The sequence below is a fragment of the Cyclobacterium lianum genome, from assembly GCF_900143075.1.
In the GTDB taxonomy this organism is placed as follows: domain Bacteria; phylum Bacteroidota; class Bacteroidia; order Cytophagales; family Cyclobacteriaceae; genus Cyclobacterium; species Cyclobacterium lianum.
Genome location: NZ_FRCY01000009.1, coordinates 40,599 through 62,646, shown reverse-complemented (window position 1 = coordinate 62,646; position 22,048 = coordinate 40,599). Strand labels below are relative to the sequence as shown.

10 protein-coding genes and 1 other RNA gene are annotated in these 22,048 nt (G+C 47.3%); 6 read left to right on the top strand and 5 right to left on the bottom strand.

The window, feature by feature from the left end:
• Positions 1-11: 11 nt before the first annotated feature.
• On the bottom strand, positions 12-1,403 hold the full coding sequence (locus BUB19_RS14905; RefSeq protein ID WP_073095371.1) for a sigma-54-dependent transcriptional regulator: 1,392 nt from the start codon (positions 1,401-1,403) through the stop codon (positions 12-14).
• A gap of 374 nt (positions 1,404-1,777) precedes the next feature.
• Here BUB19_RS14905 and BUB19_RS14900 point away from each other — a divergent pair, with 374 nt between their 5' ends.
• From BUB19_RS14900 to murA, 3 genes are all read left to right on the top strand, one after another.
• A complete protein-coding gene (locus BUB19_RS14900; RefSeq protein ID WP_073095489.1) occupies positions 1,778-4,021 on the top strand; it encodes an ATP-dependent helicase in 2,244 nt (747 codons plus the stop codon).
• A 96-nt stretch (positions 4,022-4,117) separates the two neighbouring features.
• The gene (locus BUB19_RS14895) at positions 4,118-4,795 is read left to right on the top strand and encodes a DUF4290 domain-containing protein (RefSeq protein ID WP_073095370.1); all 678 of its coding nucleotides are present in this window, start codon (positions 4,118-4,120) and stop codon (positions 4,793-4,795) included.
• Positions 4,795-6,102: a UDP-N-acetylglucosamine 1-carboxyvinyltransferase gene (gene murA, locus BUB19_RS14890; RefSeq protein ID WP_073095369.1), complete on the top strand. Its 1,308-nt coding sequence runs from the start codon at positions 4,795-4,797 to the stop codon at positions 6,100-6,102. Before BUB19_RS14895 ends, murA begins: the two co-directional genes overlap by 1 nt.
• Positions 6,103-6,106: 4 nt before the next feature.
• Here murA and BUB19_RS14885 read toward each other — a convergent pair whose 3' ends face one another.
• From BUB19_RS14885 to BUB19_RS14875, 3 genes are all read right to left on the bottom strand, one after another.
• Positions 6,107-7,132, bottom strand: a complete 1,026-nt coding sequence (locus BUB19_RS14885; protein WP_073095368.1) for a PorP/SprF family type IX secretion system membrane protein — start codon at positions 7,130-7,132, stop codon at positions 6,107-6,109.
• A 41-nt stretch (positions 7,133-7,173) separates the two neighbouring features.
• Entirely contained in the window at positions 7,174-16,863 is a 9,690-nt protein-coding gene (locus tag BUB19_RS23990; protein ID WP_073095367.1) for a T9SS type B sorting domain-containing protein, read from the bottom strand.
• Between the two features lie 398 nt (positions 16,864-17,261).
• Positions 17,262-17,831, bottom strand: coding sequence for a DUF3109 family protein (locus BUB19_RS14875; protein ID WP_073095366.1), 570 nt, complete (start codon positions 17,829-17,831; stop codon positions 17,262-17,264).
• 701 nt (positions 17,832-18,532) lie between these two features.
• Here BUB19_RS14875 and rnpB point away from each other — a divergent pair.
• Together rnpB and BUB19_RS14865 are read left to right on the top strand one after the other, a co-directional pair.
• Positions 18,533-18,937, top strand: an RNA gene (gene rnpB, locus BUB19_RS14870) — RNase P RNA component class A.
• Between the two features lie 24 nt (positions 18,938-18,961).
• Positions 18,962-20,119: a sigma-54-dependent transcriptional regulator gene (locus BUB19_RS14865; RefSeq protein WP_073095365.1), complete on the top strand. Its 1,158-nt coding sequence runs from the start codon at positions 18,962-18,964 to the stop codon at positions 20,117-20,119.
• Positions 20,120-20,300: 181 nt separating this feature from the next.
• Here the strand turns inward: BUB19_RS14865 and BUB19_RS14860 are convergent, their stop codons facing one another.
• Complete coding sequence (locus BUB19_RS14860; RefSeq protein WP_073095364.1) at positions 20,301-21,296, bottom strand: LuxE/PaaK family acyltransferase; 996 nt, start codon at positions 21,294-21,296, stop codon at positions 20,301-20,303.
• Positions 21,297-21,373: 77 nt separating this feature from the next.
• Between BUB19_RS14860 and BUB19_RS14855 the strand changes: the two genes are divergently transcribed.
• Entirely contained in the window at positions 21,374-22,045 is a 672-nt protein-coding gene (locus BUB19_RS14855) for a hypothetical protein (protein ID WP_073095363.1), read from the top strand.
• Positions 22,046-22,048: the final 3 nt, after the last annotated feature.

The window sequence follows — 22,048 nt, the reverse complement described above, 5'->3', positions numbered from 1 at the left end:
GGAGAATTATTCTAAACCTTTAATTCGAATCGTTTCAGTTTCTGGTACAGCGTCTTTCGGTCAATATTCAATAATTCTGCAGCTTTGGTCTTGTTAAATCCTACCTCATGGAGCACTTTCCGGATATGTTTTGCTTCAGCCAAATGGGCCTGTGACTTTAAGTCCAGAATCGGCTCCTCACCAGCCTCCTCAAAAGCAGCGGGAAGTACAGTATCGCTCAGCAGGCTATTCTCATGCTCCCGAATACTCGCCGGAAGTGCCGCGGAGGAAATTCTTTCGCCATCTTCAGTAAGCAGACAGGCCCTTCTTACCATATTTTTCAGTTCTCTGATATTGCCGGGCCAGTGATAGTTCTTCAATAAAAAGTCCACCTCTTCATCTAAGCCACAAATGGATTTATCCAGTTCACGGCCGGTTTTTTCCAGGTAATGTTTCACCAGCAGACAAAGGTCCTGTGGCCTTTCTCTCAAGGGGGGCACTTTAATAGTAAACTCATTGATCCTGTAATAAAGATCTTCTCTGAACAGCCCCTCCTTTACCTTATCAATAAGATTTTCGTTGGTAGCCACTACTATACGTACATCCACTTCCTTCAACCTTACACTACCCAGTTTTCTTACTTTCCTCTCCTGGATTGCGCGAAGCAGCATTACCTGGATATCCAGTGAGAGGTTGGCGATTTCATCCAGAAAAATAGTGCCTCCTTCCGCCAGTTCGAAAGCTCCGGTCTTGTCTGCAAATGCTCCCGTGTAAGCACCCCTTTCGTGCCCAAAAAGCTCACTGGCACCAATTTCCTTGGAAAGACTACCACAATCAATGGGAATAAATGGTCCGTTTTTCCGCTTACTGAATTGGTGGAGCAGTCTGGCAATGGATTCTTTACCAGTACCGGTTTCGCCTTCGATCACAACAGAATAATCTGTGGGACCTACCAGGGAAAGTGACTTCATCAATTCCCGGGAAGAAGTATCCTGCCCGAGTACCGGTTGCTCTTCCGCAACAACGGTATGTTGGCGGGGTTCGGGATAATGCCTGCTCTTTGCCTTAGAGCTAAGGGCGATCCTGATGGTGTCCAACAGATCATCGGGTCTGAGGGGTTTTTCTAGATATTGATATACTCCTTTTTTCACGAGATCAATAGCCACCTGAAGATTTACATAGCCGGTAATAAAAATCACCACCGCCTCCGGGGCCACCTTTCTGATTTCAGGATAGATGCTACTTCCGTCAAAATCACCGAGGCGGTAATCGCAAAGCACTACATCAAAATGTTCCTGCTGGAGCTTCTTTAAGCCTTGTTTGCCACTGATCGTACTAGCGGTTTCAAAACCTTTCTTTTGCAGGTAACCGGAGAGCAGCTTACAAACAGAAATTTCATCGTCTATTATTAAGATTTTTTGCATTTCAATAGGGGTGTTAGGTTAGGTAAACCTAGTTAAAAAGAACAGATTGAAGCCCTGAAGTAAAAATTGGAATGAACTCTTGTACGGCCGGAAAATGAAATTACTGTCAGGAAATCCTGGACACATTCTAACTACGTTATTGACAAAATTAATTATTAACTTATACTTTTCACAATATTTTTTCTATTAAATGGTCAAAGTGAAGTTTAAGTGGAATTAGGGCTATTTTTTACTTTCAAAAATCAAAAGATAGTTGGGTGAGTGAGTGAACTACGGACAATTAAAAGATGATGCAGGTGTACATCAAAAAGAAATGGTACCTTTGCAATCCCTGATGCGCCCTCTCCGGGAATGCAGAAACTTGAACGATGATTATGGATTACCTATCAAGCCTAAATCCCCCACAAAAAGAAGCTGTAGAAAGGACTGAAGGACCGGTAATGATTATTGCTGGTGCTGGTTCAGGTAAAACCAGGGTGCTGACCATTCGAATTGCCCACCTGATTCATGCCCATAAAGTAGATCCTTTTCAAATTCTTTCGCTTACCTTTACCAATAAAGCCGCCAATGAAATGAAGCAGCGCATCGAGCGGCTCATTGGGCTGGAGGCCAGAAACACCTGGATGGGCACTTTTCATTCGGTGTTTGCCAAAATCCTCCGGGTGGAAGCTCCAAAGCTAGGCTATCCGGGAAATTTCACCATTTATGACAGCGATGACAGCAAATCACTGATCCGTTCTATCGTCAAAGAAATGCGCCTGGACGATAAGGTGTACAAGGCCAATACCGTATTGTCACGGATATCCGGAGCCAAAAACCGCCTGATCTCCTGGGAGACCTATATCAATGACCCCTTTATTCTCGCTGATGATGAGGCAGCCATGAAACCCAGGGTAGGCGAGATTTACAAAAATTATCAAAAAAGACTGTTTCGCTCCTCGGCGATGGATTTTGACGACTTGCTTTTCAATACAAATGTGCTTTTCAGAGACCACCCGGATATTTTGAACAAGTACCAGCAACGTTTCCGTTACGTCATGGTGGATGAGTTTCAGGATACCAACCTTTCCCAATACCTGATCACCAAAAAACTGGCGGCAGTACACCAGAATATTTGTGTAGTAGGAGATGATGCCCAGAGTATCTATGCTTTTCGTGGTGCGGATATTCAGAACATATTGAATTTTGAAAAAGATTACCCGGATCTGTTCGTAGTCAAATTGGAGCAAAACTACAGGTCTACAAAAAACATTGTGGAGACCGCCAACTCTATCATTGCCCGAAACAAGTCTCAACTCAAAAAAAACGTCTGGACACAAAATGATAACGGAGACCTTATCGAGCTGATGAAGGCTGCGTCCGATAATGAGGAAGGCAGGATGGTAGCTACTACCATTTTTGAAGAAAAAAACAATAAGAAGCTAAACAACAGCGATTTTGCCATACTCTACCGGACCAATTCCCAATCCAGGGCAATGGAGGAGGCCCTGCGCAAGTTGGGTATAGCCTACCGGATTGTGGGCGGATTATCCTTTTACCAAAGAAAGGAAATCAAAGACCTCATGGCCTATTTTCGGTTTGTGGTCAACCATGAAGATGAAGAGGCTTTCAAGCGCATAATCAATTATCCGAAAAGAGGAATTGGCAACACCAGTGTAGAAAAAATGATGGTCGCTGCGTATGAACATGACATTCCCTTGTGGGAAGTCATCACCAACAGTAAAAGTTTCCTGCCCGGAAGGGCCGCCAATGCCGTAGAAGACTTTTGCACCACCATCCGGAGTTTTAAAATAGAGGTAGAGCGAAAAGACGCCTTTGAAGCTGCCACGAGTGTGGCCAAACAATCCGGATTGCTGAGAGAACTGTATGAAGACAAAACCATTGAAGGACTAAATCGCTACGAAAACGTACAGGAGTTGCTCAATGCCATCAAGGAATATGTAGACAACCCCGAAAACGAAGACAAATCATTGGGCGCATTTTTACAGGAAATTGCACTACTCACAGATGAGGACCAAAACAAAGACAGCCAGGATACGGTCACACTGATGACCATCCACTCTTCCAAGGGCCTGGAGTTTAAATATGTTTTTGTCGTAGGGATGGAGGAAGATCTTTTCCCCTCTCAAATGATGATGCAAAGCAGGGAAGATCTGGAGGAGGAAAGAAGGCTATTCTACGTAGCGTCTACCCGTGCGATGGACAAGCTCTATCTAAGCTATGCCCTGACCAGATACCGGTACGGGAGACTACTGAATTGCGAACCCAGCAGATTTCTGGAAGAAATTGATCCGACATTTATCAAGGTAAATAAAAAGCTCAGTACCTCAATGTCTGGTAGCTTTCGGGAAAGCGAAGGCAAAAGTGGATTTGTAGGATTAAAAAAACCTCCTGTCAGAAACGCCACGGCAAGGGTACACAGCCCCAGTCCCGATTTCAAGCCCTCCAACACCAATAATCTGGCGGCCGGCAACAAGGTGGAACACCCCAAGTTCGGTTTTGGTAAAGTGATATCTATCGAAACCGAGGGTGTGAACAGAAAAGCACATATTCACTTCGACCATTTTGGTGATAAAACATTATTACTTAGCTTTGCAAAGCTTCATATAATAGAATAATTATTTTGGTTGCGGATACCAAAAATCATTTGAGTCTGGCAAGTACATATTTTTTAGTATATTGACAAAAGTTCAGGAAACTTAAATGCAGGTATCATGACAGACAGTGAAAAGCCTAAAAACAGAGTTATTTTGAAAGAATACGGAAAAAACATCCAGAAACTGGTGGATTACATCAAAACTGTACCTGATCAGGAAAAAAGGACGGAATATGCCTTTGCTTTGGTGGAGTTGATGAAACAGCTCAATCCGCAATTGAAGAGCGAAAGCGACCAAAAGCTATGGGACGACATGTACATCATGTCCGATTTTGAGCTGGTGGTTGACGGACCTTTTCCCATGCCCCCAAAAGAGCTATTGGGAAGAAAACCCAAAAGAGTGGGGTATCCGGATGGCGAAGTCAAATTCAAACACTACGGAAGAAATATTGAGAAACTTATCGAAAAAGCGATAGAAATTGAAGATGACGAGGAGCAGGAAACAGCCCTGATCTACATCGGGCAGTTGATGCGAAGCTTCCATTCTACCTGGAACAGAGAAAATTTTGACGATGCCATCATTTTGGATGACATCAAAACCCTCTCCAAAGGCAAGCTGCATATAGACCTGGATAAAGTAAAGGAAAACGGACTTTTTGAAACCAGCATGCGCCGGGATTTTAAGAGCAATGTAGGTGCTACCACATCCAATTCCGGCAACAGCGGCGGAAAACGCAATTTCAGTGGCGGAAAACGACGAAACAACAATCAAAACAGCAAAAAAAGACGTAATTAATGGCTTCATTTCGGGTTAAGGGAGGCACCCAACTGAAAGGTGAGATCACTCCTCAGGGCGCAAAAAATGAAGCCCTTCAGATTCTTTGTGCGGTGCTGCTAACCTCCGAGGAAGTTTTGATCCACAAAATCCCCAATATCCGGGATGTCAACAAGCTTATCGAGCTGCTGGCTGATATGGGGGTGGCGGTAGAAAAAAAAGGACCAGAGAGCTATTCCTTCACGGCCAAAAACATCAAATTATCTTATCTGGACACCAGCGAATATCTGGAAAAAGCCTCTGGTCTTCGGGGCTCAGTCATGCTCCTTGGCCCCTTGCTGAGTAGGTTTGGGAAAGGTAGAATTTCTAAACCGGGAGGAGATAAGATCGGCAGGCGCAGGATGGATACTCATTTTACCGGTTTTCAGAAACTGGGAGCAAAATTTCACTACGATCCAAAAAAGGAGATTTACAAAATTGACGGGAGTCAACTGACCGGAACATACATGCTCCTTGACGAGGCTTCCGTCACCGGTACGGCCAATATCATCATGGCTGCTGCAATGGCTAAAGGCAAAACGACGATTTACAACGCTGCCTGCGAACCATATATACAGCAACTTTGCCTGATGATCAATAATATGGGCGGCAAGATCTCGGGCATAGGCTCGAATCTGCTCCACATAGAAGGTGTGCAGCGCCTGAAAGGCACCAGCCATACGCTGCTTCCGGACATGATAGAAATCGGATCTTTTATTGGGCTGGCTGCCATGACTCAGTCTGAAATCACCATAAAAAATGCCCGTGTGGACAAGTTGGGGTTGATACCAGACACCTTCAGACGTCTGGGCATTAAACTTGAAGTCAAAGGAGATGACATTTTCATACCCGCCAGCAAACACTATGAAATTGAGACTTTTATTGATGGCTCCATACTCACTGTCTCGGATGCCATTTGGCCGGGATTTACTCCGGACCTGCTCAGTATTGTATTGGTGGTGGCCACTCAGGCCAAAGGTACCGTATTGATACACCAGAAGATGTTTGAGAGCAGGCTATTCTTTGTAGATAAACTGATCGATATGGGAGCGCAGATCATTTTATGCGACCCACACAGGGCCACTGTCATCGGACTGAACCGCAAATATGCCCTGAAAGGTATCAGAATGACTTCTCCCGATATCAGGGCTGGAGTGGCTTTGCTCATCGCTGCACTGTCCTCTGATGGTACTTCTATCATAGACAATGTCGAACAAATCGACAGGGGCTACCAGTACATCGACCAAAGACTCAATAACCTGGGAGCAGACATCGTCCGTTTCGATTAAAGTCTCAGAACCGAAAGCAGGGGATAATTGTACTTCGCTTGTTTCTCTGTTTGGGGTCGCCGTACAAAAACGAATACCTTATCGATACTTCGTGCGCACCTGCAGAGCTCCCCAGAGTAAGCTTAGAGGAGGTGAAATCATAGCTGTAGCCAATATCAATGCCGTTGTTCAGCACCACCCCGAGCAATCCGACAATCGATTCATTGTTTGGCAACTGGTATTTAACCGGAAACCCCCTGTACCATACACCGAGAATCAACGGTTCTATAAAAATCTGTGCACCCAGGTCCAGTTGATTAAAAGGATCTTGTCTTTTGAAATTGAAAGCGAAAAAGGCAGATCTTTCCTGCCTGGTGTTGCTGTAGTAATTATTGATCATCCCCTCCCCCAGGTTAAATTTTATCCCGCCATGAGCGGAAAGTTTCATGGGAAGCTTGCTGATGTTACCATCCAGGAAAGAAGTATTGGGCTCCGACAAGTGGTGTCCCGAAATGCCCAACCAAAACATTTGGGTATGAAAAAGCATCCCGAAGTTGTAGTCCAAAAAACTGTGTTTGTAATCATGTAAGAATAACTCCCCGCTGAAATCGTCTATATAGCCCCGCTCAATATCCAGTTGAGAACCAAAGATGAGGTCTCCGAAATAGGCATCTCTGGCAATAAAACTGGCCTGCCCGCCAAACCTCAGGTAGGTATCAACACCCAGGTGCAGCTTGTACGAATAGGCCAGTCCCACCTCATTGGTACTCAATCTGGACTGACTCTCCCGGGTCGAATTGATGATCAGGCCAATACCCGAGTTGATGTCAAACATGTAATGGTCAATGTAAGCGGAATAAGAAACGAAAGAGTGGTCCAGTCCCGGCCACTGGTTTCGGTAATTGGCCCCGATACGTGTAAGTTCCGTTGACCCGGTGAAAGCCGGATTCAAATACAATGGAGCAGCATAGAACTGGGAATACTGTATATCCTGCCCCAGGGACAGCCCCCATGCCAGTAGAAAAACAAGAGATACACAAAACTTCTTCATTTATCCAATAATTTAAATGACTTCAAAAAAATCAATCCTGCTCAATAAATCAGGGTAAACACACCCGTCCTGGTACCTGCCTCCCCATCTACAGACACATAGTTGATTTTATATACGTAATTGCCATTGGGACTTAAACGTCCGCGTAACTTCCCGTCCCAGCCGGAATCTTCCTGGCTGAAAGAAGAGTACACCAATTCCCCCCACTTATTGAAAATGTGCATTTCAAAATCGGTAATACCCCTTAGTTTAGGCTTGAAGCGATCGTTTAACCCATCCTCATTGGGTGAAAACGCATTTGGGATCAGTATCCGATAGGAGGCCACTACCTCCACCGTTCTGCTGGTTTCGGATACGCAGCCCAGCACATCGAAGGTGGTCAGACTGATCGTATAAATACCCGGCCTGGAATAACTGTGGATAGGATGCTGCTCATTACTTTTATTGCCATCGCCAAAATCCCACTCCCAGGTAAATACATTGCCCAGGGTTTGATCCCTGAATTGTACCGGATCATTGACCAATATCTCTCCTTCCACTCCGGTGGAAAGTACCGTATATAAAAACTCGGCCTCTGTAAATGCCAGCGGCATGCTTACCACTTCTCCCACCTCTATACTGCAACCACTTTCGTCAGTCACCCTAACCTCTACCAGGCCATCCTCAAAAAACTGTGTTTCCAGCACATTTTGATCACCGGTATTCCAGTCAATCTCATAATCTTCCCCGGTGCCACCCCGGATTTCGATCCAGGCCTCGCCTGTCAATACTTTGTTTTCACAATCCACGTCAAAACGGGTAAACAGTTCTACCTGAAGCGGTGCCGGCTCTTCAATAACTATTGTGTTTATCTGGGTACAATTGTTGTCATCCGTGACCATCACCGTATAGCTTCCGGCCTCCAGACCATTCCTGTTTTGGGTACCCAGGTCTGGCGCATCCGACCAGGTAATGCTGTAGGGCTGAACGCCACCTGAAATTTCCAGGTTGATAAATCCATTCGCATCGCCATGACAGGCCAGCATGCCTGTCTGAGAGACGACTACCTGCAGTGGATCCGGCTCTGCGACAGTGTAAGTACCCCCGGTAGCACATCCCATCCTATCGGTGATCCTCACCGAATAGGTTCCTGGTGCCAGGTTTCGGATATCCTTGCTGGTAGCTCCGTTGGACCAGGCGTAGGTATAGGGAGCTGTCCCACCCCTGACCTCCAGGAAAACAATGCCGTTATCATTGCCGAAGCAATTTACGTCCGTTATGGTCTCATATACATTCAAAATTTCAGGTTCACGGATCTGATAGGCAACCGATGTCGTGCAGCCTGCCTCATCGGTGACCGTTGCCGTGTAGACTCCGGGGCCAAGACCTGTTATGGTCTGCTGGTTTTCAATGCCATTGCTCCAGGAAATGCTGAAGGGACTTTCATCCGGCATTACGCTAATGCTGATGCTTCCATCGCCGGCACCAAAGCAGGAGACAGCCTGAATATCTTCCAGACTGATACGCAGATCCCGGGATCTGATGATGGCGACCTCTTCCCTCACCACACAACCCCTGGCATCTGTGACCTCCACACTATAACTACCTGGATTCAGATTGTCGATGGAAGAGGTGGTGGCTCCATTGGACCAAAGAAAGGAATACGGAGCTATTCCACCCTGCACGGTCACTTCAGCCGATCCGCGCTCATTGACACTGCACACACCCAAGGTGCCGCTAACAGACAGATCCATCGGCGATCCGGGCACCGGCACTTCAAAAGATTGCACCAGGGTGCAGCCCTTCGCATCGGTGACGGTCACTTCATAGTTTCCCGGTGCTATGTCAACAAGATCTTTGTCCGTAGCTCCGTGTGACCAGGCGTAGCTATAAGGTGCAGTACCGCCACTGACCTCCAAATTCAGGCTCGGCACATCTTCCGCAAAACAAAGTTCAAACGATCCTACTCCGGTTACCGTCAGCACCTCCTCAGGTTCACCCACCTGGTAGGTGTAGCTGCCAAAACAGGATTGCTCGTCCAGCACAAATGCAGTATATGTTCCCGCTCGCAACCCGGCAATGGATGTCCCTGTCATGCCATTGCTCCACTGTATGCGGGGTACTCCGGTACCTCCGGTGATGGTCAGCGCGATGGCTCCATCTGAGCCCATTTTGCAGGAGACATCTGAAATTTCGGCACTAACTCCCACCGGTTCTGGTTCGTCAATCCTGATACTATCGGTCCATACGCATCCGTTGGCATCCATGACCTGCACCTGATATACCCCTCCCGTCTTATTGGAAACAGCGCTGGTAGTCTCCCCGGAAGACCAATTGAACCGATAAGGGGCAGTACCACCTGCAACCACAAGATTGATTGCTCCACCCTCCTCTCCGGCACAGCGTACATCAGTGACAAGGGGCACTACAGAAAGTGCGGATGCAGGTTCAGAGATTTCGTACTCCCTCAATATCGTGCAGGCATTTTCATCCTGAATCACCGCTCTATACCTGCCGGCCTGCAGGCCTTCCAGACTTAATCCCCCGGCCAGCGTCAACCCGCCTGAAATGGATTCCCATCGGACGGTGTAGCCTCCGCTCCCTCCGCTGATGTCCAGACGAATCTCTCCATCACTGCCACCAAAACAGGTTACGTCCTGTATAGCTGCCTGTACCAGCAAGGCTTCTGGCTGCAGAATCAATACCTGCTCCCGTAGTGTACATCCATTGTTGTCGGTGATGATTACTTCATAATTTCCAGGTGCCATCCCGGTTCTTTCTGAAAGGGTATTGCCATCAGACCAGCGGTAACGATAAGGAGCGGTACCACCATCTACCAGTAATTTGACTGACCCGTCATTGGCCGCATAGCAGCTTACCTGTTGAATTTCAGCATCCAAGGCCAAAGGCAATGGGTTTTCTACAATGACCTCCTGAGTCTCAGATGTACAACCATTTGCATCCATCACCATTACCTGGTAGATGCCGGCGATCAATCCGTTTACCTGCATACCAGGGTATTGAATCCCATTGATTACCAAACGATATTCGCCACGTCCGCCTGAACCTGTAGCCGTGAGTTGTCCATTTTGTGCTCCTACACAGGTCACGTGTTGTACCTGATAGGTGAAATCGACCGGCTCCGGTTCGGTGAGGACATAATCTTCTGCTAAAAGACAACCGTTCTCATCCCTGACCTCCACGCGATATTCTCCCGCAGCAAGCCCTGAAATGTGCCGTCCGGTACCCAGTTCTAGTCCCGCTGCGTCCAGCCAGGTGTAGGTAAAACTTCCGGATCCTCCGGAAGCCTGCACGCTGAGAGAACCATCGTCAGCACTGAAACAGCTCACATCTAGGGCATTTTCGGTAAATAAGCTCAACGGTTCCGGTTCAGTAATAATAATGTGCTCCTGCCAGCTACACCCTGCATCATCGACCAGCTCAATGGTGTAGCTACCTGCTCCCACACCATCAAAAGAAAGTTCTCCTGCCGCAGCCAGGGTACGCTCCTCTCCATTAAAATTAACCCTGTAGGGAGCCGTGCCTCCACTCAGGCTCAGACCGACGGAGGCAAGGTCTCCGTGACAGGCCAGTTCTTCCGGATAATCTACCATTCCGAGCAGGGGAGCATCTGGTTGGTTCACTGTAACAGAGATATCTTCAGAACGGCAACTGCCATTCATCGCAAATGCAGTGTAAGTACCGGCGGTTAGTCCACCGATTGATGGTTCGTTTACTTCCAGACCATTGAAAAATATCCGGTATCCGGCTCCTGTACCTCCGGAAGGCCTGAATTCCACGCGACCATCACTCCCTCCGAAGCAGGAAACATCCTGACTGATGGCCTCCAGCACTACCGGCACAGGCGCTTCAATGAGTACGGTATCGGTTTGGTCTCCACAGGCCCCATCGCCTATGGCATAGCGGTAAAAACCCGGTGCCACGTCCAGCAGCAAAGTCTCGTCTTCAAATGCCGTCAGCGGTACAAAATCGCTTCCGTCCGGTGAAAAAGACCAGGAAATGTGGTATGGCTTCAAGCCTCCGGTAATCTGGAGATCTATGGTGGTCGTTTCTCCAAAACACCTTATCTCATCCGCAGTGATGGCCGCTTGCAAAGGCAGGGGTTGTTGCAGCGTTTTGGAAGGAATATCCAGGGCACATCCGTTTGCATCCAGCACGTCAATATCATAGGAAATATCTGCTTCCAACCCGTCAATAAGGAGTTCTTCGTCCTCTGCAGCCATATAGGTGTTTCCATTTAGAGATATGGTATAGGGGGCAGTACCGCCCTCCAGCACCAGGGAAATGCTTCCATCAGATGCGCCATAACAGCTCAAATCCTGCCAGGAGAAATCCTTTACTGCCAGCGGAGCAGATGGTTGGTCGAGGGTGATGAAAGCTTCTTCTGAAACACATCCATTGATATTGTCCCGGGCATAGACCGCATAGGTTCCGGACTGCGCCAAAAAGTTGTCACCAAATATCTGGCTGCCATTTACAAAAAATGTAAAGCTGTCCCGTCCCGGTGAACTCGCCGAAAGACTGACCAGAGCGGACCCGCCATAGCAGAGAATTTCTTTCGCTGTAAAATCGAGATCAATTACATGGGCATCTGCTAAGGTAACTTCCTCCGAAAGCACAACGCAGGACGATGCATCAGTGACGGAATAGCGGTATTCTCCGGCAGACAATCCGCTGATATTATTGGTATTTTCAGGGAGGATTTCCCATGTAGCCGTAGTAAGATCAAATCTTTCCCAGGTAAAAGTATGGGGCAGCGTGCCCCCGGCCACAGATAGATCAAGGAAGGTAGTGCCCCCGGCACAAAGAATCTGACCTGCTTCCAGATCTGCTGTCAGCGGCTCTGGTTCACTGATACTGATGGTTTCAGTAACCAGGCAATTGTCATTTTCGTCCCATATTTCCAGTTTATAGTTCCCTGCCACTAAGTTTGTAAAGGCATAAACTTGCCCCGAATCCAATGATGTCAGCGCAGTACTACTGCCGGTATCCGGGCTGAGCAGAGCCCTGTAATTCGGCCTTCCCCCAGCGATTTGAAAACTTACCGAACCAGAATTGTCCCCATGGCAAACAGCCGGAGATACGTCCAACTGAGCTATACTTAAGGGACCCTCTGGCGATGTAATTTCGACCAGTTGGGGCCCGGACTGGCACCCACGGTTGTCCTGTACCGATACCTGATAAAATCCGGGACTGAGGTTAAAAAAGGACAACTGACTACCCTGGCTCACACCATTGATCCATACCGAAAAGCTTCGACCGGCCTGCACCACAGGATCAGTTATTTGCAGAATGCCATCGGCGGCACCAAAGCAGGACACATCCTGATGGCTGATGGAAAAAGACGGCTGCACCGGATCATTTATGCTGAAATCACCTGCCGCCACCGGACAGGACACATCCTGCACTTGCCAGGTGTAATTCCCCGGCTCCAGATTTTCAAAAATGTAGGTTCCCGACACCTCGTCTGCATGGCTACTGAGGTAACCATTGTCCCCAGTCAGGGTAAGCGTCTTGCCGGGATTTCCCCCGCTAAAAGTAATGGAAAACACACCTTTCTCGGTGAAGCACAAGGGTTGATCCACATCGGTATTGAATATCAGCGGTTCCGGTGAAATCACCTCATATTCCGGTGAAGTCAGCGTACAACCACCTGCATATACGATCTCCATAAAATAGGTTCCGGCGATTAGAGAAGACAGATCGCTCTCAGCAATGGGACTTTTGCCCCCCAGGGCAGTTTTTCTGTACCACTGTAGGGTGTAGCTACCGGTTCCCCCGGATACGCTATAGGCTATAGCACCATCATCTGCTCCGAAACAGGAGACCGCAGCAGTCACCTCAGCATCGATCACAGGAGGATTGGGTTCAGCAATACTGATCACATCAAAATCCTGGCAACCTGAGGCATCATCCACGCGGACATCATAATCTCCGGCAGGTAATCCGGCTAAGATGGTGCCAGTAGCCGCCACCCAAATTCCTCCACTCATTACATAATAGGTATAACCAGGCACTCCGCCTGATGCGGAAAGAAATATGATCCCATTTTCACCCGGACATACCGCATCCTGCGAATTCGTTACCAGTTGCAGGGGACTGCCGGGACCCGGAACATGGACCGTGGTAGTCACCACACAATTTGCACCAGTACTGTATTCTATCCTGTAAAAACCAGGTCTAAGACCGGTCACCTCTTCCTGATCTATCGCTACAACCGTTTCTGTAGCCAATTCCACCCAGATGTTGCTTGCCGCGAGAGGGTCTCCGCCGGTAAAACTGACCGACACACTGCCGTCGTCCAGACCACAGCTTGGCGCGATTACTTCATCAACATCAATTTGAAGGGCCTCAGGCTGGTCAATCTCAATATTGTCCAGGCGGAAGCTACATCCATTGGCATCCCTGACTGTAACGCCATATGTTCCTTCTCCGAGATTGGTGGGGTTTTGGTTGATAAAACCATGGTCCCAATCAAAGAAATATACCCCGGAACCTCCCGTAACCTCCAGGCTGATCTGGCCGTCATTCCTTCCAAAACAGGACACGTCTCGTTTGTCTGTAAGGCTTACCTGCAAAGGATCCGGGCCATCCAAATCCACTTCCAGACTGGCTATACAGGAGTTGGCATCGCGGACCTGCGCCCTGTAGGTTCCGGACCCGATCCCGGTAAGCGTAAGCGATGATCCGGGAATAGCTACAAAAACGCCCGGAGAAACTTCCTTTTCCCAGTTTATCTGGTAGGAAGGCATGCCTCCGCCCGCCTGTATCTCTATCCTTCCGTCTTCCGAATCATGGCACTTTGGACTCACTCTGTTGAGCAGATTAACCGATACGGCAGAGGAAGGCTCCTTTATCAGAATATCGCTCAACTCTTCCCAACAACCGTTTTCGTCCGTAACCCTCACCTGATACAGTCCGGCCGGAAGTGCAGATGGATTTTGCTCATCAGAAGTAAATCCATTCGGCCCCTCCCAGGCGAAGGTATAACCTCCTGTTCCACCCTCCACAGCGATCGCTATGGCACCTGTACTTTCACCGTAACAAAGCACGTCCACTGGTGCTCCATCAAGGCTTAATTCCAGTTCGGGTGTTGCGGGGATAACAAAATCCTCCTGAAGCACACAACTGTTGTGATTCAGGTCTGTCACTTTCAAGACATACTGACCCGGGGCCCGGTTGACCAGGTCCTTGCCGTTAGATATTACGGTCGAAGGGTCCGAGAGTGCTGTCCACTCGAAGGAGAAATTACCGGAACCTCCCTCCACATCCAATAGAATACCTCCATTTCCCTGTCCAAAACAGGTTTCCGGCTGGATATCAATATTACCAATCGCTATAGCCGGGGGAGCGAGGACGTCAAAGTTAATGTTTGGTACGGTACAGCCATTGGCATCAGTAATGACTATAAAATTATCGTTGGCAGCAGCCAAACCGGTAAGTACAACCGGGCTGTCAGATGTAGACTGCGATGCACCACCGTTTAACGCATAGGTGTAGGGTGCTGTACCTCCCGAAATAGAAAAGCTTACCGCTCCGTCCGCGTTACCGAAGCAAGTCACATCCGTGATCACCGGATCCCCGACCTGCAGGGGATCCGGCTCATCGATTACATAGTCACGGAAAATGCTGCAGCCATTCACATCCCTGACGTTCAACCGGTACGTTCCCCCGGAAATGTTGTTCAGGGACAGGCCCGACTCCCCTGGCAATTCCTGAAAGGTACCGCTGATTTCCTTTTCCCATTGAAAACTCAGGCTTCCGGTACCTCCACTCGCAGTAAGACCAGATATGGAACCATTTTCTGCACCGGTACAACTAACCGGCGCGATGGTCAGGCTGTTTTCGCCGATCCTCAATTCATCGGGACTATCTATGTCTACGAATGTAGTGATGTTGCAGACTGCCGAATAGGCGATTTGCACCTCATGCTGTCCTGCCGTTAAGTTTTCAAAAAGCAGGTCTGAACCCGATTGCAGTACACCATTTACGGAAACGGTATAGGTAGTGGATGTATCGTGAATCTGCACCCTGATACTGCCATCGGCAGCTCCGAAACACCCCGGGGCAGTTGGTGTATAGGTAACGTCCGGAGCATCTGGAACGGGTACCTCTATAGAAAAAGTACGTTCACATCCCTCTTCGTCGCGAACGGTTACCGTATTGGTCCCTGCCGGGAGCTGGTTGGCTTCCGGGCCGGTTTCACCGTTGCTCCATTCGATCGAGTAGTTTCCCCAGCCCCCCTGAATATCAGAGATCCTTGCCGAACCATCATTGGCTCCCACGCAAGTCAATCCGGACAGGAGGTTCATATCTGCAGAAATTGCTGCCGAGGGTCCATCTACCCTGACCGTTAAATCAATGAAACAGCCGCCACTATCCGTAACGCGTACAGTGTAGTCTCCGGGTGAAAGGCCGGTAGCTGTACGCGAAGTTTGCCCGTTACTCCACTGGTAAGTGTATCCACCCCAACCCCCTGATCGGCTCACAGTAGCAGTACCATCTGCTGCGCCGAAACAAACCTCTGGTGTACTGCTTACCGACGCCGTAAGCGCAGTGGAGGGCGAGTCGATGTTTATCGGATAGCTGATAGTACAGGCAGGGTAATCCACACCCCCATGCCGGACCACCACTGTATGCATTCCGGCCGACAGGCCTGGAAAATCAGCGGCCCCCGAAAAGGCTCCGATAGCAACTACCTGTCCGTTGACCACAACATTGTTTGAAGGATCGATAACATCCACTGTGATTTCATCGGGTGGAAAAGCAAAACCCATAAACAATCGTTCGGCCTCCAGATGAATGACCCCGTCTGCATCACCAAAGCAGCTTACCGGAGAGGAGGCAAGTGTGATGTCCAGGAGTTGTTCATTTGCGATATTGAACACCAATTCTTCCGGACAATCCTCCAGGCGGTAATCGTCTGTGACCTCAAGTACATAGTCCCCCGCTTCCAGTTGGTCGTACCTGATCTGTCCTCCCGGTGCGGGCAGCCAGCCCGTGACATAGGTACCGTTGGCTCTTCTGATCCTGAAAGATACATCCCCGGAAAAGTCGGCGGCATCGAAAGTCGCACCTCCATTGTCTTCGCAGGTTTCCGGAAATGTCCCGGCACCACTTGCCGGTGCCAGCACCAATGGCTCCACTTCTTCGATCTCAACATTTGTCAACTCCTTGCATCCGGTAGCGTCGATCACTTCTACCAGATAGCTGCCAGCCGGCACACCGTTCAGGTCCAGGTTTCTGCCATTTAAAAGCGTGGTCAAAACAAGCGCATTGCTTTCATCAAAAAAATTGATGGTGAAAGGGGCAATCCCATTTTCTATGGTACCATAGACCTGTCCAAAGGTCTCTCCTTCACATTCCTGGTTTTCTTCGTATAGAATATTCAATATAAAATTTGTACTCCCCGAAAAGTTGATGGTTTCGGTATAGGTATTCCCATCACTGTCTGTTACTGTAAGTACATAGTCTCCTCCCTGGGCCTGCTCAATGGTACTCATATCACTCTCACCCAGTCCCGAATCGGTTTGAATGATGTTTCCTTCGTAGCTCCACACATAATTATAGGGTGCAACGCCGTTTCTTACCCGAATAGATGCCATCTTTTCGCATTCAGAGAACACAAATACATCCCGGATTATCGGAGCTGACCATACTTCATTCAACCCTGAAAACCATAGCAGGGCAATGAAAATGAAAAGCGTGCTTTGTGGATAGCGGTTTAACATAGGGGTACAGTATCTGTCAATTGCGGAATCCCGACTGCGTCGTCATCCTCAGGTATCCTCAGCAGGCATTTCCGATACATTACCAGGTCCCTGCATTTCGATGGATTTTTTTTGTATTATGGCCTAATTTAAAGGTATTTTACTTTTTGATACATAATAATATACGCTTTACATATATTAAATTATATATCACAAAATATAATTACTTTAAGTAATAAATATAATTATCTGGTATTTACAAAGGAGATGAGAAAAAAATATAAAGCCTGAAATTCAGGCTTTTACCCTTTTTATATAATTTAAAAGACAAAGGAATTTTTACCAATAGAAAACTACAAAAAGCTATATAAGAAATTCAAAAAGCATTCTGCAAAAGGCATTTAAAAAAATTTTGGAAATTAACCTGGATGTTTAATTTCTTTCAAAAAATCTGCATACCAGGCGGCTCCATATTTTCTAACCAATGCTTCCTTCAGAAATTCGTACAAGGGAACGCCAAGCGATTTTCCCAATTGGCAAGCCGGATCGCAAATATGCCACCTGTCATAGTTCAACGCATCATAGTCATCATACTTCGTGATCCGAATGGGGTAAAGGTGGCAACTGATTGGTTTTTTAAAATTGGTTTTCCCATTATTGCAGGCTTGTTCTATCCCACATTTCAATACCCCCTTTTCATCTCTGACCGAGTAGGCACAAGCACCGTTTTTCCCAATAGTGGTCGTGCCTTTTTCTTTTTCCTGGTCGATCCCCCATGTCCCCTTCTCCGCTATGGCTTCCCTTCCTTCCTGCGAAATATAAGGAGCGATAGACGCATATTCCCGTTCAAGTATTTCCGTTTCTTCGTCAGTCAAAGGAGCACCTGCATCCCCTTCGACGCAACATGCGCCTTTGCACTTTTCGAGATCACAGACAAAAAAATGATCTTTTATATCGTCACTGATTACTGCCTTGCCTACTATTATCATTGCTTATTTTTTTGCAAAGATATCGTTTTTTCGGAAACAGGTTTAGTCCGGCCATGGATCGTATTGCCGGATTTGCGATGCCTACATTTTAATATTAGTCCAATTCAGGCATTGAGGACATACCCTGGATTATCCTCATTTTAAGTTCAGCACCTGTACCGTAGATTGGTTCGGTCGACTACCAATCAAAAATGCCGCCCCTCGAAAGGGACGGCATAACCCAGCACTATGAAGAAAAGCTTGTAAAAGCCTTACAGAATCTAAACCAGCGCGATACCAAATTGTTTTTAAATTTTTTCAATTTATCGGGGAAATCCGTAATCCGGTGGAATTGTTTTTCGCGTCTAGCCGAAAACGAGCCTTGAAAATCAAGCATGAGGAATACATTGCCCAATCGGATGGTGATCAGGCAGGTGAGATTCCATGGCCTGCACCATGCGGAAGCAAGGCCATTTATAAGGGTTCGGTGAATTGTTGGCCCATTCATTTTTTCCTGCTATGCGTTAGATCATGAGGGTAGTTGCGTACTTCTATGAGATATAACCCCAATGTGGCAGTAGTTTCCTGGTTCAGATGTGATCCCGTAAGCCCTGGGCCAGAATTGTGATCGAAATAAAAAAAGGATGCAGGTGACTCTGGCAGGTAAACAATAAAAGTGTGAAATTTTGGGATAAGTGGGCATATTTCATTTATTTTTGCAGGGTGCAGGCTGGTTTGTCGCTATTCCCATTTCAGGGAAGAGAGGAAAGTCCGGGCAACGCAGAGCGCCATACTTCCTAACGGGAAGGGAGCCTGGCGGAAACGCCAGGTTTACAGACAGTGCCACAGAAAAAATACCGTCCTTACAGCGGCTTCGGCCCCTCGCAGGATAAGGGTGAAAAGGCGGGGTAAGAGCCCACCGCGTGTCAGGTGACTGGCACGGCAAGGCAAACCTTATGGGTTGAAAGACCAAATAGGCTTCGGTCCAAGGGCTGCTCGTCCAATCCCGGTTTTCCGGGAAACCGAAGTGGGTAGGTCGTTAGATCTTTTCTGTGAAGAAAAGGCCAGATAAATGACAAACACTTCGCAAGAAGCTACAGAACCCGGCTTACAGGCCTGCACATTTAATTCCACTGAAATACAGAAAAACAATGCCAAAAATACTGATAATCGATGACGAGAAGGTCATCAGGGAGACCCTGAAAGAAATCCTGGAGTACGAAAAATACGAAATATTTGAAGCTCAGGATGGAGAGAAAGGTCTGGAAATGATAAAAAACGAGGATTTTGACCTCGTCCTTTGTGACATCAAGATGCCAAAAATGGATGGCATTGAAGTATTGACCAAATCCGCAGAATTGGCCAAACAACCCCAGTTTATCATGATTTCTGCGCACGGTAGCATAGAAACTGCTGTGGAAGCTACAAAAAAAGGTGCCTTTGATTTTATTCCGAAACCGCCGGACCTCAACCGGTTGCTCCTTACGGTAAGAAATGCCCTGGATAAAAAGAAACTGGTCAATGAAACCAAGGTTTTAAAGAAAAAATTATCCAAAAAGCTGGACATGGTGGGCAATTCTGAAGCCATAAGCCTGGTGAAGGACACCATTGAAAAGGTAGCGCCGACCGACGCGAGGGTACTTATCACCGGCCCCAATGGTACCGGCAAGGAGCTCGTAGCCCACTGGGTACACCAGAAAAGCAATCGCTCGGGTGCTCCCTTTATCGCTGTCAATTGTGCTGCAATTCCGGCAGAACTGATTGAAAGTGAACTTTTCGGCCATGAAAAAGGAGCATTTACTTCTGCCATGAAACAGCGACAGGGCAAATTTGAGCAAGCCAATGGAGGCACGATATTTTTGGATGAAATCGGAGACATGAGCCTCTCTGCACAGGCCAAGGTATTGCGTGCGCTTCAGGAGCATAAAGTCAGCCGGGTAGGCGGTGACAAAGACATCAAAATTGACGTGCGTGTACTCGCTGCGACCAATAAAGATCTGAAAAAGGAAATTGCCGAGGGCAATTTCAGAGAAGATCTTTATCACCGGATAAGCGTCATATTGATCCAGGTACCACCCCTCAGGGAAAGAAAGGAAGACATTCCATTGCTTGTGGACAAATTCCTAGGCGATATCGCCGCCGAATATGGTACCGCCAAAAAAGAGATGGACAAATCCGCCATCAGTAAGTTACAGGATTTTCCATGGACCGGAAATATTCGGGAGCTAAGAAATGTAATTGAAAGACTGGTAATCCTTGGGGGGAAAAATATCTCCGCCGAAGACATCAAAAAGTACGCAGATTATTGAGGTTCCGTACGGATCAGCCCCGAGCCTCAATCTTCACTGCCTTGGCATATGCCGGACAGGGCTTACTTGATGCACAAGAAGACAATACCAAAATCGCACCTACCACCAAAATTGTCATTACTGTTTTCATAGTCAAAGTATATTACGCTCAAATATGAAAAATTAGTATTTAAATACAAAATTAATTTATCATTAAATTACAGCCGCGGATTTCGCTGTTGTCCATCCTTCCCAGGATTGAAAAACTTTCATCGTCATTTTTTATACCCAGATCTTCCGTTTCTAAAAATGCGCAGGAATGTACATTTGCCAGATCTATGACGTTGATCGCACCAGATTTGCCATTCACCATATGAAAAGGGTCGTAGGCATCCCGAATAAAAACCTTCAATGCCCGATTTTCCCAAAACCGACCATCACCTTTTGAGTAAGCCTGAGACGTCAACTCGGTCATGCCGTACTCCGAGTGGATGCTGCCTACCCCAAAACTTTTTTTCAGCAGATTATGGACCTCCTCCCGGATCATTTCCTTGCGCCTCCCCTTCATTCCTCCGGTTTCCATTACGATCAGGTCTCCGAAATCAGCTTGCCCCGATATTTTCTCAGCCAGATCAAGTAGAGCAAAGGTTACTCCCAGTAACAAAACCTTCTTCCTTCCGCCCCGCAACATGTTGATCTTCCCAATGAGTAGTTCATGCTCATTAAGGTAAAATCCGGAATGGGCTGAGCCACTCAACTGTATAAAATGGGCGGCCATATCCACCAGCGAGCTCCCCTCTCTCTCCAGGTAAGATGGCAGGAGTGCCAGTACATGGAAATCTTTCAAAGAGCCATATGTGCTCTCAAATAGCCTACGTGCATGGGAAAGGTAAAACGATTTGGACCATATATAATGTCTGCTTTGCTGCTGACCTGTGGTGCCACTGCTGGAATAAAAATCCCCAAACTGATTTTCAGGTCCGGATACCACTTTGTGCGTTTTGAAAAAGGAGATCGGCAGGAATGGAATATCAGCCAGGTTTTCAATACGGTCCGGCTGAACATTCCTGGCGCTCAAATACTGCCTGTAAACGCCGTTATACCTGGATTGGAAACGAAACAGATCAAGTGCCAAAGCTGTAAAATCCGAAGTTTTACCTGATTTTATTTTTTCGCTAAAACTTTTGAAATAATTCATCGTTATTTTATGGTAAAACCTAAAATTTGCTCATTTTTACACTTGTCGGATACGCAAGGTAAAACTACTGATTACCCATGAAGTTAAAAAATCATTCTGTCATCATACTGCTCATTTTGTCCGTTTGGGTGGGTTGTATATCTCCTCCGGACGACTTTCCTACGGTTCCGGATATCAGGTTTAATGACATGGAGTTTGTGCAGGCACCTGGTGCAGATTCGCTGATAGTGACCATTAACTTCAGAGATGCTGAAGGAGATCTGGGTTTGAACGCGCGGGACTTGTCCCCCCCCTTTAACGAACTCAATTACCTTACTGACGAGCAGGGCAATTACATTACCTACAGCAATAGACCCGAGGACGCACCCAGTTTCAACAATCGGGACTGGGTCATCTTCCCCCTGATCAACAATGTAGAAATACAGGATACCTTGTGGGTTTCAGAAAATGAAGATTACTACAATATCTTCGTGAAGTTCTTTATCAAGAGAGGGGGCAGTTATACAGAGTTTAACTGGTCGGATCCCCCCTATTTTACCACTTTTAATGGGAGGTTTCCACGGATGCTGGAAGAAGAAAGAACCCGGGCAATAGAAGGACAAATTCGCTATTCCATGCTTTCTCTGGGTTGGAACAGCATCTTTCGTACCGATACCATCCGCCTGGAACTGCAAGTTCAGGACAGGGCGCTAAACCGGAGCAATGTAGTCAGTTCTCCGGATTTTACACTTTCTCAAATAGCAAGATAAATC

Excerpts from the sequence above, each read along its gene's own strand:
- BUB19_RS14885 (WP_073095368.1), bottom strand. The coding sequence starts at position 7,132 with ATGAAGAAGTTTTGTGTATCTCTTGTTTTTCTACTGGCATGGGGGCTG.
- BUB19_RS14895 (WP_073095370.1), top strand. The coding sequence starts at position 4,118 with ATGACAGACAGTGAAAAGCCTAAAAACAGAGTTATTTTGAAAGAATAC.
- BUB19_RS23990 (WP_073095367.1), bottom strand. The coding sequence starts at position 16,863 with ATGTTAAACCGCTATCCACAAAGCACGCTTTTCATTTTCATTGCCCTG.
- BUB19_RS14905 (WP_073095371.1), bottom strand. The coding sequence starts at position 1,403 with ATGCAAAAAATCTTAATAATAGACGATGAAATTTCTGTTTGTAAGCTG.
- BUB19_RS14865 (WP_073095365.1), top strand. The coding sequence starts at position 18,962 with ATGCCAAAAATACTGATAATCGATGACGAGAAGGTCATCAGGGAGACC.
- BUB19_RS14875 (WP_073095366.1), bottom strand. The coding sequence starts at position 17,831 with ATGATAATAGTAGGCAAGGCAGTAATCAGTGACGATATAAAAGATCAT.
- BUB19_RS14855 (WP_073095363.1), top strand. The coding sequence starts at position 21,374 with ATGAAGTTAAAAAATCATTCTGTCATCATACTGCTCATTTTGTCCGTT.
- murA (WP_073095369.1), top strand. The coding sequence starts at position 4,795 with ATGGCTTCATTTCGGGTTAAGGGAGGCACCCAACTGAAAGGTGAGATC.
- BUB19_RS14860 (WP_073095364.1), bottom strand. The coding sequence starts at position 21,296 with ATGAATTATTTCAAAAGTTTTAGCGAAAAAATAAAATCAGGTAAAACT.
- BUB19_RS14900 (WP_073095489.1), top strand. The coding sequence starts at position 1,778 with ATGGATTACCTATCAAGCCTAAATCCCCCACAAAAAGAAGCTGTAGAA.